Annotated in this window: 12 protein-coding genes; 11 read left to right on the top strand and 1 reads right to left on the bottom strand. The window is 42.8% G+C overall.

All coding sequences use genetic code 11. The features are described 5' to 3' along the window. The 10 genes from rplQ to D8804_RS00665 all read left to right on the top strand — a co-directional run bounded on the left by rplQ (position 1) and on the right by D8804_RS00665 (position 10,444). Positions 1–387, top strand: a complete 387-nt coding sequence (rplQ, locus tag D8804_RS00710) for a 50S ribosomal protein L17 (RefSeq protein WP_000331493.1) — start codon at positions 1–3, stop codon at positions 385–387. Between the two features lie 263 nt (positions 388–650). Next, positions 651–917 carry an ACT domain-containing protein gene (locus D8804_RS00705; RefSeq protein WP_000644111.1) on the top strand — a complete coding sequence of 89 codons (267 nt, stop codon included), beginning with the start codon at positions 651–653 and terminating at the stop codon, positions 915–917. Between the two features lie 9 nt (positions 918–926). Then, positions 927–2,264 carry a PFL family protein gene (locus tag D8804_RS00700; protein WP_125398489.1) on the top strand — a complete coding sequence of 446 codons (1,338 nt, stop codon included), beginning with the start codon at positions 927–929 and terminating at the stop codon, positions 2,262–2,264. A gap of 236 nt (positions 2,265–2,500) precedes the next feature. Continuing rightward, positions 2,501–3,193, top strand: coding sequence for a histidine phosphatase family protein (locus D8804_RS00695; RefSeq protein WP_125398488.1), 693 nt, complete (start codon positions 2,501–2,503; stop codon positions 3,191–3,193). Between the two features lie 157 nt (positions 3,194–3,350). Continuing rightward, entirely contained in the window at positions 3,351–5,852 is a 2,502-nt protein-coding gene (gene leuS, locus D8804_RS00690) for a leucine--tRNA ligase (protein ID WP_125398487.1), read from the top strand. Between the two features lie 194 nt (positions 5,853–6,046). Next, positions 6,047–6,742, top strand: coding sequence for a GNAT family N-acetyltransferase (locus D8804_RS00685; protein ID WP_125398486.1), 696 nt, complete (start codon positions 6,047–6,049; stop codon positions 6,740–6,742). A gap of 11 nt (positions 6,743–6,753) precedes the next feature. Continuing rightward, the gene (locus D8804_RS00680) at positions 6,754–7,170 is read left to right on the top strand and encodes a GNAT family N-acetyltransferase (RefSeq protein ID WP_125398485.1); all 417 of its coding nucleotides are present in this window, start codon (positions 6,754–6,756) and stop codon (positions 7,168–7,170) included. Positions 7,171–7,554: 384 nt separating this feature from the next. After that, on the top strand, positions 7,555–8,553 hold the full coding sequence (gene ruvB / locus D8804_RS00675) for a Holliday junction branch migration DNA helicase RuvB (protein ID WP_125398484.1): 999 nt from the start codon (positions 7,555–7,557) through the stop codon (positions 8,551–8,553). After that, complete coding sequence (locus tag D8804_RS00670) at positions 8,534–9,106, top strand: nucleotidyltransferase family protein (RefSeq protein WP_125398483.1); 573 nt, start codon at positions 8,534–8,536, stop codon at positions 9,104–9,106. The genes ruvB and D8804_RS00670 overlap by 20 nt, the downstream gene beginning before the upstream one ends. A gap of 333 nt (positions 9,107–9,439) precedes the next feature. Continuing rightward, positions 9,440–10,444: a sugar transferase gene (locus D8804_RS00665; RefSeq protein ID WP_125398482.1), complete on the top strand. Its 1,005-nt coding sequence runs from the start codon at positions 9,440–9,442 to the stop codon at positions 10,442–10,444. A 264-nt stretch (positions 10,445–10,708) separates the two neighbouring features. Here D8804_RS00665 and D8804_RS00660 read toward each other — a convergent pair whose 3' ends face one another. Continuing rightward, entirely contained in the window at positions 10,709–11,122 is a 414-nt protein-coding gene (locus tag D8804_RS00660; protein WP_125398481.1) for an EamA family transporter, read from the bottom strand. 213 nt (positions 11,123–11,335) lie between these two features. Here D8804_RS00660 and glmS point away from each other — a divergent pair, with 213 nt between their 5' ends. Further along, positions 11,336–13,144, top strand: coding sequence for a glutamine--fructose-6-phosphate transaminase (isomerizing) (glmS, locus tag D8804_RS00655; RefSeq protein WP_125398480.1), 1,809 nt, complete (start codon positions 11,336–11,338; stop codon positions 13,142–13,144). The last annotated feature ends 27 nt before the right edge of the window (positions 13,145–13,171 follow it).

The following is a 13,171-nucleotide window of genomic DNA, read 5'->3' as shown; positions in this document are numbered from 1 at the left end:
ATGGCTTACCGTAAACTAGGACGCACTAGCTCACAACGTAAAGCAATGCTTCGCGATTTGACAACTGACCTTTTGATCAACGAATCAATCGTGACAACTGAAGCTCGTGCTAAAGAAATCCGTAAAACTGTTGAAAAAATGATTACTCTAGGTAAACGTGGTGATTTGCATGCACGTCGTCAAGCAGCTGCTTTCGTACGTAATGAAATCGCATCTGAAAACTATGATGAAGCAACTGATAAGTACACTTCTACTACAGCACTTCAAAAATTGTTCTCAGAAATCGCACCTCGTTATGCTGAACGTAACGGTGGATACACTCGTATCCTTAAAACTGAACCACGTCGTGGTGATGCTGCGCCAATGGCGATCATCGAATTAGTATAAAATCATCAATTTTGTTGAGTGTTATGATGATGGAGTCTTGTGCTCTTAGTCTAGCTCTGGTCTACCGCTGGGACTTCGGTCCCAGCGGGAACACTCATCATCATTTGATAGGGTAGACGCTTGTTTACGAAATTGTTTTTTGTTTAAGAACAACTTCGTAAGCAGGCGTTTTTTAGTATTTTCTATGGAAATATGCTATACTAGGAAAAAAGAAAATCAAAAACGTTCAGGTTTTCTAAAAATCGTAGAAATGGAGTATAAGAATGAAGGCTATTATTACAGTGGTTGGCAAGGATAAGGCTGGGATTGTTGCAGGCGTGTCTACTAAGATTGCAGAGTTGGGTTTGAATATTGACGATATTTCTCAAACAGTACTGGATGAATACTTTACCATGATGGCGGTCGTTTCTAGTGATGAAAAACAAGATTTTACTTATCTGCGAAATGAGTTTGAAACGTTCGGTCAGACCTTGAATGTTAAAATCAATATTCAAAGTGCAGCGATTTTTGATGCTATGTATAATATCTAGGAGGTTATCATGGATATTAGACAAGTTACGGAAACCATCGCCATGATTGAAGAGCAGAACTTCGATATCAGAACCATCACCATGGGGATTTCCCTTTTGGACTGTATTGATCCAGATATCAATCGTGCTGCTGAAAAGATTTACCAAAAAATTACTACTAAAGCAGCAAATCTAGTGGCTGTAGGAGATGAAATTGCTGCAGAACTTGGGATTCCTATTGTTAATAAACGGGTATCGGTGACTCCGATTTCTTTGATTGGTGCTGCGACTGATGCGACGGACTACGTCGTTTTGGCAAAGGCACTGGATAAGGCTGCCAAGGAGATTGGTGTTGACTTTATTGGTGGTTTTTCGGCTTTGGTACAAAAAGGCTACCAAAAAGGAGATGAAATTCTCATCAATTCTATCCCCCGCGCTCTAGCTGAGACAGACAAGGTTTGTTCGTCTATTAATATTGGTTCGACCAAGTCAGGTATCAACATGACCGCGGTCGCTGATATGGGGCGTATCATTAAGGAAACAGCTGCGCTATCAGATATGGGTGCGGCCAAGTTGGTCGTATTTGCTAATGCTGTTGAAGACAATCCTTTTATGGCAGGGGCTTTCCACGGTGTTGGCGAAGCAGATGTTATCATTAATGTCGGGGTTTCGGGTCCTGGTGTGGTGAAGCGCGCCTTAGAAAAGGTTCGTGGACAGAGCTTTGATGTAGTAGCCGAGACGGTCAAGAAAACAGCCTTCAAGATTACTCGTATCGGTCAACTAGTTGGTCAGATGGCCAGCGAGAGACTGGGTGTTGACTTTGGAATTGTCGACCTAAGTTTGGCACCTACTCCTGCGGTTGGTGATTCTGTGGCACGTGTGCTGGAGGAAATGGGTCTAGAAACAGTTGGAACACACGGGACAACTGCTGCACTGGCTCTCTTGAACGATCAGGTCAAGAAAGGTGGTGTTATGGCTTGTAATCAGGTCGGTGGCTTGTCAGGTGCTTTTATTCCTGTCTCTGAAGATGAGGGGATGATTGCCGCGGTGCAAAATGGTTCTCTAAATTTAGAAAAACTAGAAGCCATGACGGCTATCTGTTCTGTTGGACTGGATATGATTGCCATTCCGGAAGATACGCCTGCTGAAACCATTTCAGCTATGATTGCGGATGAGGCGGCAATCGGTGTCATTAATATGAAAACAACGGCCGTCCGTATCATTCCAAAGGGCAAAGAAGGCGATATGATTGAGTTTGGTGGTTTGCTAGGAACAGCTCCAGTTATGAAAGTCAATGGGGCTTCGTCTGTCGATTTCATCTCTCGTGGAGGTCAAATTCCTGCTCCAATCCATAGTTTTAAAAATTAATAAAAAAGGGAGAGAATTTAAGTTGAGTTTAAGGATGACTGTGTATACTATAATCATTAAATAAAGATCTCCTAACTTTATTTAATTAGAATCCTAAACTTTTTCATAATAATCTCCTAGGAAAGCTACCATGAGGGTAGCTTTTCTTGTGGGAAAATTACGAGAGCGGACTTTACTGTTGAAAGCCGAATATTTCTTTGTTCCATGATATAATAGAAGAAAATGGAGGATAGAAAATGTCTAAAGTAAGATTGTACTTGGTCCGTCATGGAAAAACCATGTTTAACACGATTGGACGTGCTCAAGGATGGAGTGATACACCTCTGACAACAGAAGGTGAGTTGGGAATCCATGAACTGGGAATTGGCTTGAGAGAATCTGGCTTGCAGTTTGACCGCGCTTATTCCAGTGATTCAGGTCGGACTATTCAAACCATGGGAATTATCCTAGAAGAACTTGGCTTGCAAGGGAAAATCCCTTACCGTATGGATAAGCGAATCCGTGAGTGGTGCTTTGGTAGTTTTGATGGAGCCTATGATGGGGATCTATTTATGGGGGTCATTCCTCGTGTTTTCAAGGTGGATCATGTTCATCAGTTATCCTATGCTGAGCTAGCAGAAGGCTTGGTAGAGGTTGATACAGCTGGCTGGGCAGAAGGCTGGGAAAAACTCAGTAGCCGAATCAAGGAAGGCTTTGAATCGATTGCCAAAGAAATGGAAGAACAAGGTGGCGGGAATGCCCTCGTCGTAAGCCATGGGATGACCATTGGAACCATTGTATATCTGATCAATGGCATGCATCCGCATGGTCTGGATAATGGTAGTGTGACCATTCTAGAATACGAGAACGGCCAGTTTACAGTCGATGTCGTTGGTGACCGTAGCTATCGGGAGCTGGGACGTGAGAAGATGGAAGAAAATAAGCATTGATCAAGGTAGCTCCGCATAGGAGCTATTTTTATTTAGCTTAGCAAGAGTGTTTTCGGAGCCAATCTTTCTTGACAATGGAGGGGAAAAGATTCTTTCTCGTCTTTCAAATTCCCTCAAAAATGGTATAATAGTAACATCATAAAATTGGAGAAATAGCATGAGTTTTTACAATCATAAAGAAATTGAGCCTAAGTGGCAAGGCTACTGGGCGAAACATCATACATTTAAGACAGGAACAGATGTATCAAAACCGAAGTTTTATGCGCTTGACATGTTCCCATATCCTTCAGGAGCTGGATTGCACGTAGGACATCCAGAAGGTTATACAGCAACCGATATCCTCAGCCGTTACAAACGTGCGCAAGGATACAACGTCCTTCACCCAATGGGATGGGATGCCTTTGGTTTGCCTGCTGAGCAGTACGCTATGGATACAGGGAATGATCCAGCAGAATTTACAGCGGAAAACATTGCCAACTTCAAACGTCAAATCAATGCGCTTGGATTCTCTTACGACTGGGATCGTGAAGTCAACACGACAGATCCAAACTACTACAAGTGGACTCAGTGGATCTTTACCAAGCTTTACGAAAAAGGCTTGGCTTATGAAGCGGAAGTGCCAGTAAACTGGGTTGAGGAACTAGGAACAGCCATTGCCAACGAAGAAGTCCTTCCTGACGGAACTTCTGAACGTGGGGGCTATCCAGTTGTCCGCAAACCGATGCGCCAATGGATGCTTAAAATCACGGCCTATGCAGAGCGCTTGCTCAATGACTTGGATGAGTTGGATTGGCCAGAGTCTATCAAGGACATGCAACGCAACTGGATTGGTAAATCAACTGGTGCTAATGTAACTTTCAAAGTGAAAGGGACTGACAAGGAATTTACCGTCTTTACCACTCGTCCTGATACGCTTTTCGGTGCGACTTTCACTGTATTGGCGCCTGAGCATGATTTGGTAGATGCTATCGTCAGTCCAGAACAAGCTGAAGACGTAGCAGACTACAAACACCAAGCTAGCCTCAAGTCAGACTTGGCTCGTACCGACCTTGCCAAAGAAAAAACAGGGGTTTGGACGGGTGCTTATGCCATCAACCCTGTCAATGGCAAAGAAATTCCAATCTGGATTGCCGACTATGTTCTTGCTAGCTATGGTACAGGCGCGGTAATGGCTGTTCCAGCCCACGACCAACGTGACTGGGAATTTGCCAAACAATTTGGCCTTCCAATCGTAGAAGTGCTTGAAGGTGGAAATGTAGAAGAAGCTGCCTATACTGAAGATGGTCTTCATGTCAATTCAGACTTCCTAGATGGCCTTAACAAAGAAGACGCTATTGCTAAGATTGTAGCTTGGTTGGAAGAAAAAGGTTGTGGTCAAGAGAAGGTTACCTACCGTCTCCGCGACTGGCTCTTTAGTCGTCAACGTTACTGGGGTGAGCCAATCCCAATCATTCATTGGGAAGATGGGACTTCAACAGCTGTTCCAGAAAGTGAATTGCCACTTGTTTTGCCTGTAACCAAGGATATCCGCCCTTCAGGTACTGGGGAAAGCCCATTGGCTAACCTGACCGACTGGCTAGAAGTGACTCGTGAAGATGGTGTCAAAGGTCGTCGTGAAACAAACACTATGCCACAATGGGCTGGTTCAAGCTGGTACTACCTCCGTTATATTGACCCACACAATACTGAGAAATTGGCTGATGAGGATCTCCTCAAACAATGGTTGCCAGTCGATATCTATGTGGGTGGTGCAGAACACGCTGTGCTTCACTTGCTTTACGCTCGTTTCTGGCATAAATTCCTCTATGACCTCGGTGTTGTTCCGACTAAGGAACCATTCCAAAAACTCTTTAACCAAGGAATGATTTTGGGAACAAGCTACCGTGACCACCGCGGGGCTCTTGTGGCAACTGATAAGGTTGAAAAACGTGATGGTTCCTTCTTCCATGTGGAAACAGGAGAAGAGTTGGAGCAAGCACCAGCCAAGATGTCTAAATCTCTCAAGAACGTTGTCAACCCAGACGACGTAGTGGAACAATACGGTGCTGATACCCTTCGTGTCTATGAAATGTTCATGGGACCACTTGACGCTTCAATCGCTTGGTCAGAAGAAGGTTTGGAAGGAAGCCGTAAATTCCTCGACCGTGTTTACCGTTTGATTACAAGTAAAGAAATCGCTGCGGAAAACAATGGTGCTCTTGACAAGGTTTACAATGAAACAGTCAAAGCTGTCACTGAGCAAATCGAGTCCATGAAATTCAACACAGCCATTGCCCAACTCATGGTCTTTGTCAACGCAGCTAACAAGGAAGACAAACTCTATGTAGACTACGCCAAAGGCTTTATCCAATTGATTGCCCCATTTGCACCTCACTTGGCAGAAGAACTCTGGCAAACTGTTGCTGCAACAGGTGAGTCCATCTCTTATGTAGCTTGGCCAACATGGGACGAAAGCAAATTGGTTGAAGATGAAATCGAGATCGTCGTCCAAATCAAAGGAAAAGTTCGTGCCAAACTCATGGTCGCTAAAGACCTGTCACGCGAAGAATTGCAAGAAATTTCTCTGGCTGACGAAAAGGTCAAAGCAGAAATTGACGGTAAGGAAATCGTGAAGGTGATTGCGGTACCTAACAAACTCGTTAATATCGTCGTTAAATAACGAGTTTATTAGCCCTATCTGCCACCTTCAATAGTCCACTGGACTATTGAAGCCAACTAAACTCGTTAATATCGTTGTGAAATAAGAAACGAATCCTTCAGAGGTAGAATCTGGAGGATTTTTGAATTTTTTCATGAAAGTATGATATACTATGTGCAATTATAAAGTTTGAAAAGCAAAACAAGGAGAAAGCTATGCCAGTAAACGAATATGGTCAGATGATTGGTGAGTCAATGGAAGGTTATACACCAGGTGAATTGCCTTCCATTGATTTCTTAGAAGGGAGTTACGCTCGGATAGAGGCTCTTTCTGTGGAAAAGCATGCGGAGGATTTGCTAGCTGTTTATGGTCCAGATACTCCTCGGGAGATGTGGACCTACCTTTTTCAGGAGCCAGTGGCAGATATGGAGGAACTGGTTGCCGTTTTAAATCAGATGTTGGCTCGTAAGGATCGTTTTTTCTATGCTATCTTGGATAGGGAGACGGGTAAGGCCTTGGGAACATTTTCTCTCATGCGAATTGATCAGAATAACCGAGTAATAGAAGTGGGTGCTGTCACCTTTTCACCGGCTCTTAAGGGGACGAGGATAGGGACAGAAGCTCAGTATCTCTTGGCTCGCTATGTTTTTGAGGAGCTTAACTATCGTCGCTATGAGTGGAAATGCGATGCCTTAAATTTGCCATCAAGACGAGCAGCAGAGCGTTTGGGCTTTGTCTATGAAGGAACCTTCCGCCAGGCTGTCATTTATAAGGGGCGGACTAGAGATACGGATTGGTTGTCTATGATTGATAAGGACTGGCCCCAAGCCAAAACTCGCTTGGAAATGTGGCTGGCTCCTGAAAACTTTGATAAAGATGGACGGCAGTACAAGAGTTTGAGAGAAATCTAAGAGGTGATGACATGATTACCGTTAGAAAGCAAGAATTAGTAAATATAAATGATGTTTTACATCTCTATCAGGCAGTCGGCTGGACAAATTATACACATCAATCCCAGATGCTGGAGAAGGCCTTGTCTCACTCATTAGCGATTTATCTGGCACTTGATGGCGATGCCGTGGTGGGCTTGGTCCGTTTGGTCGGAGATGGTTTCTCATCGATTTTTGTCCAGGATTTGATCGTTTTGCCTAGCTATCAGCGCCAAGGGATTGGTAGAGACTTGATGAAAGAGGCTTTAGAGGATTTTAAAGATGCCTATCAAGTCCAACTAGTGACCGAACAGACAGAAAAAAATTTAGAATTCTACTGTTCACTGGGTTTTGAAACCTTATCTACTTATGATTGTACAGGAATGATTTGGGTGGATCGAAAAAAATAAAAATAATTATTTTTCTTAAGTAAAGTTTAAGTCTCCTCGTGTATCATATAGTTATTAAATAAAGACCTCCTAACTTTATTTAATGAAATCCTAAACTTTTCTTTTTCATCATAATCTCCTAAAGAAGTCACCCAATCAGGTGGCTTTTTTGTTGCTTGAGAAAGGAAATTTCATTTGGAAAAAATTTTTCTAAAAAAATGATAAATCAGAAAAAGTTAAGGTAATTTTAAGTCTCCTCGTGTATCATATAGTCATTAGATAAAGACCTCCTAACTTTATTTAATGAAATCCTAATCCTTTCTTTTTCATAATAATCTCCCTAAAGAGGCCACCCAATCAGGTGGCTTTTTTGTTTGTGGCTTGGATTTTTGATATAATGGAAACATGAATAGAATTTTAGATAATGAGATAATGGGGGATGAGGAGTTAGTAGAACGTACGCTTCGTCCTCAGTATTTACGTGAATATATCGGTCAGGACAAGGTCAAGGACCAGCTGCAAATCTTTATCAAAGCTGCCAAAATGCGGGATGAAGCACTGGACCATGTGCTCTTATTTGGGCCTCCAGGTTTGGGGAAAACAACCATGGCCTTTGTCATTGCTAATGAATTAGGAGTAAACCTAAAGCAAACGTCTGGGCCTGTCATTGAAAAAGCGGGTGACTTGGTAGCTATTTTGAATGATTTGGAGCCTGGAGACGTCCTTTTTATTGACGAGATTCATCGCTTGCCCATGTCGGTGGAAGAGGTGCTCTATAGTGCCATGGAGGACTTCTACATTGATATCATGATTGGTGCAGGGGAAGGCAGTCGTAGTGTTCATCTGGACTTGCCACCATTCACCTTAATCGGCGCGACGACACGAGCGGGTATGCTCTCAAATCCTCTACGAGCACGTTTTGGGATTACAGGTCATATGGAATACTATGCCCATGCTGACTTGACAGAGATTGTTGAGCGGACGGCAGATATTTTTGAGATGGAAATCACTCATGAGGCGGCTTCAGAGCTGGCCCTGCGCAGTCGTGGAACTCCTCGTATCGCCAATCGTCTCCTCAAGCGCGTGCGCGACTTTGCCCAGATAATGGGGGATGGTTTAATCGATGATGTCATTACGGATAAGGCCTTGACCATGCTGGACGTAGACCATGAAGGATTGGACTATGTGGATCAAAAAATCCTCCGGACCATGATTGAGATGTACGGTGGTGGTCCTGTCGGATTAGGAACTCTTTCTGTTAATATTGCCGAGGAGCGCGAGACAGTCGAAGATATGTACGAACCCTACCTCATCCAAAAAGGCTTTATCATGCGGACACGGTCTGGACGGGTTGCAACGACTAAGGCCTATGAGTATTTGGGCTATGAATACAATGAAAAATAATCAAGAAATCCTAGACGTTTTTAGAGAAAATCCAGATATGATGGCCATTTTAACCATCATCCGTAACCTTGGTCTGAAAGACTCTTGGTTGGCAGCGGGTTCGGTTAGAAATTTCATTTGGAATCTCTTGTCAAACAAATCTCCTTTTGACCATGATACAGATGTGGATGTGATTTTCTTTGATCCAGATGTTTCTTATGAGGAAACATTGTCCCTAGAGAAAAAGCTGAGAGAAGATTTTCCTCAGTATCAGTGGGAGTTGAAAAATCAGGTCTATATGCATCTGCACAATCCCCACACTGCGCCCTACACGAGTTCTCGTGATGCTATGAGTAAGTATCCAGAACGCTGTACGGCGATAGGGCTTCGCTTGCATGCTGATGCAACTTTAGAGCTCTTCGCGCCCTATGGTTTAGAGGATATTTTGAACTTTCAGGTTTTCCCAACTCCTCATTTCTTAGAAAATGAAGACCGAATGGAACTTTATCGAATACGATTATCCAAGAAAAATTGGCGGGAAAAATGGAAAAACCTCACTTTCTCAAATCTTTGAAAAGAAGTTAGTGACTTGATTACATAAGAATTCTATATGTGAGTTTATAATCATCACAAGATAAACAGAGAAATCTAAAGGTACAAAAAATTATATACTCAATAGGAAAAATTTATTCAATCTATCATAGCTAACAAAGATACCGAATTTGTGAGATTGAGTGAGAAAAACATCTATTAAGGCTATCCTTATTGTTCTTGGAAGATAAGACTCCTGAAAAATTATCCCAAGTAACTAACTTGAGCTTGAAAATTGGCATATAAACGTTTTTGAAAAGTCGTAAATTATGATATAATGTTTAGAGAAATTACTGAGACGAGGATTTAAAAAACAATGAAAGTACATTTCACAAATTTATTTGGGCAAGCATCAACGAGTGTGGCCTTAATGGCGCAGAACAATGTCATGAAAATTGTTCGAGAGTTTGGAGTTAATGAGCTGGGGATCTATTTTTATGATGCAAGCCATGAACCGTGGGAAGAACTGAACTCGCGGATGGATGGAATTGTCGCGGGGGTATCTTATGGAGATGTCGTTTTTTTCCAATCTCCTTCATGGAATAGTGTTGAATGGGACAATCACTTGGTAGAAAAGTTAAAGCTTTCTCATGTAAAAATGGTGATGTTTATCCATGATGTTCAGCCACTAATGTTTGAGAGCAATTATTATCTTATGAAGGCTCACATTGACATGTATAACAAGTGTGATGTGGTGGTAGTACCATCAGAACAAATGTACCAGAAACTCGTTTCAGAAGGATTAACCGTCAAGAACTATGTTGTTCAAAAACTTTGGGATCTTCCCCATGGTTTGGAACTCTATACTCCAAAATTTGAGAAAAAATTGATCTTCTCAGGAGACCCATCTCGTTTTCCACATATTGTTGACTGGAAACACAGTACCCCCCTTCATGTTTATGCTACGAGAGCAGAGGGAGTAGACTATTCAAAAGTCCATCTTGAAGGGTGGCGAACTCAGCAGGAATTATTGTTGGAGTTGTCTAAAGGAGGAGGCTTTGGCCTAGTATGGGGAAATTCCGAAAATCCTGCGGAAGAGCGTGACTACTACAAAGAAAATGTTTCTTATAAGTTGACAACTTATCTAGCCGCGGGTATTCCGGTGGTTGTACCAGACTATCTTTCTAATGCGGACTATATCCGTGAAAAAGGTTTGGGCTTTGTCGTGTCCAGTTTGGAAGAAGCTAGCCGCCTGGTTCAGGAATGTACGGCAGAAGAGTATGATCAAATGGTCACAAGAGCAAAATATACAGCTTACTTAATAAAAAATGGCTATTTCACAAAGAAATTGTTTATTGATTCTATGATGCTCTTAGATTAGCCAAAAGTAGGTCATCAGTTTACTACATTCAGATTTAGAAAGGCAAAATTTCAAGTCGAAGTTAGCCACCTGAGATAATTAGTTTTTTGTCAACTGTGTAGTGGGGTGATGAAAAACCACATCTTGGAGGGAACCAATTTGGTTCTCTCCTTTTTTGCTAGACGCTTGAAGCTGATTTCCTGTACTTATAAATTTAGACGTAACAAAATACCCCCAAAACTATCTAACTTTTTTGGGGAAGGTCATATATGGAGGGGGAGAAGATTACAAAATCATCACCAAGACTCCAATCGTAATCAGGATACAGCCAATGATTGTTTTAAACGTCAGGACATCCTGTAGCAAGAAAAAGGCTAAAACGAGTGTAATGACGAGACTAAACTTATCGACAGCAGATACCTCAGTCGCATTACCCATCTGCAAGGCCTTGTAGTAGCAGAGCCAGGAGGCACCTATTGTCAAACCAGACAGGATGAGAAAGAGCCAACTTTTTCTACTGATGTTGACAATTTCAGTCTGACTATTGGTTAGAAAAACCATAGCCCAAGCCATAAGGATGACGACGACCGTACGAATGGCTGTTGCTAGATTGGATGGCACTCCCTCAATCCCAATCTTGGCTAAAATAGAAGTTAAGGCTGCAAAGATAGCAGATAAAAGTGCAAAGAAAAACCACATGGTAACTACCTCCTCTCTATTATAAGTAATCGAATCCTACTTGTCAGTTCACAAGTGAAATCGCGCTCGACCGGCATTTCAAAAAGCTATACCAATTTTTATGCTTGACAAGAAAGAAAAACAAGTATATACTGTCTTTGCTGGTTCTGTAAAAGGAAAATCAGACTATACCAATTTAAGGGGAAAGCACAGCTGGTCTGTGTCGTATATACTATGTGTGGAATTGTCGGTGTTGTTGGAAACACAAATGCAACTGATATTTTGATTCAAGGACTTGAAAAGCTTGAATACCGTGGCTATGATTCTGCGGGAATTTTTGTCCTAGGTGGCGCTGAAAGCCATCTAGTCAAGGCTGTAGGCCGTATCGCAGAATTGTCTGCTAAAACTACTGGCGTTGAGGGAACAACTGGTATCGGACATACTCGTTGGGCAACTCATGGGAAACCAACGGAAGATAACGCTCACCCACATCGCTCTGAGACTGGACGTTTTGTCTTGGTGCACAATGGAGTGATTGAGAACTACCTCGAAATCAAGGAAGCATATCTTGCAGGTCACCATTTCAAGGGGCAAACAGATACGGAAATCGCCGTTCACTTGATTGGAAAATTTGCGGAAGAAGAAGGTCTCTCAGTTCTTGAAGCCTTCAAAAAAGCTCTTCACATCATTCGTGGTTCTTATGCCTTTGCCTTGATTGACTCTGAAAGTCCAGATGTCATCTATGTCGCGAAGAACAAATCACCACTTTTGATTGGTCTTGGTCAAGGCTATAATATGGTCTGCTCAGATGCTATGGCAATGATTCGTGAGACCAACCAATACATGGAAATTCATGACCAAGAGTTGGTGATTGTGACAGCAGATAGCGTAGAAGTTCAAGACTATGATGGCAATAGCCGTGAGCGTGCCAGCTATACTGCGGAGCTAGACTTGTCAGATATCGGTAAGGGAACTTACCCTTACTACATGCTCAAGGAAATCGATGAGCAACCAACGGTTATGCGCAAACTCATCCAAGCCTACACAGATGAGGCGGGTCAAGTAGTGGTAGACCCAGCTATCATCAAGGCTGTTCAAGACGCAGACCGTATTTACATTCTTGCAGCTGGGACATCTTACCACGCAGGATTTGCTTCTAAGAAAATGCTGGAAGAATTGACGGATACACCAGTTGAACTTGGAATTTCATCTGAGTGGGGCTACGGTATGCCACTTCTCAGCAAAAAACCACTTTTCATCTTCATCAGCCAGTCTGGTGAAACAGCGGATAGCCGTCAGGTTTTGGTCAAGGCCAATGAAATGGGGATTCCGAGTTTGACAGTCACAAACGTGCCAGGATCAACTCTTTCACGTGAAGCCAACCATACCATGCTCCTTCACGCGGGCCCTGAAATCGCAGTGGCTTCAACTAAGGCTTATACAGCGCAAATTGCAGCCCTTGCCTTTCTTGCAAAAGCAGTCGGAGAAGCAAATGGCAATGCTAAAGCACAAGCTTTTGATCTGATTCGTGAGTTGTCTATCGTGGCTCAGTCTATCGAATCAACTCTTTCTGAGAAAGAAATCATTGACGCCAAGGTTCGAGAGCTTCTCGAAACAACTCGTAATGCCTTTTACATTGGACGTGGTCAAGACTACTATGTAGCAATGGAAGCTAGTCTCAAGCTCAAAGAGATTTCTTACATCCAGTGTGAAGGTTTTGCGGCTGGAGAACTCAAGCATGGAACCATTGCCTTGATTGAAGAAGGAACGCCTGTCTTGGCCCTCTTGTCAGATCCGGTCCTTGCCAACCATACTCGTGGAAATATCCAAGAGGTCGCAGCTCGTGGTGCCAAAGTCCTTACCATTGCAGAAGAGAATGTTGCTAAAGAAACAGACGATATCGTCCTTACGACCGTCCACCCTTACCTCTCACCAATCTCAATGGTCGTACCAACACAATTGGTCGCTTACTTTGCAACCCTCCACCGTGGTCTCGATGTGGACAAACCACGTAACCTTGCCAAGTCAGTAACAGTAGAATAAGCTAAAAAAGTCTAGTTGATCTAGGCT

This window comes from Streptococcus oralis (assembly GCF_003944215.1).
Lineage (GTDB): Bacteria > Bacillota > Bacilli > Lactobacillales > Streptococcaceae > Streptococcus > Streptococcus oralis_BI.
The sequence above is the reverse complement of the archived record's forward strand: the minus strand, read 5'-3'. Positions and strand labels throughout refer to the sequence as shown.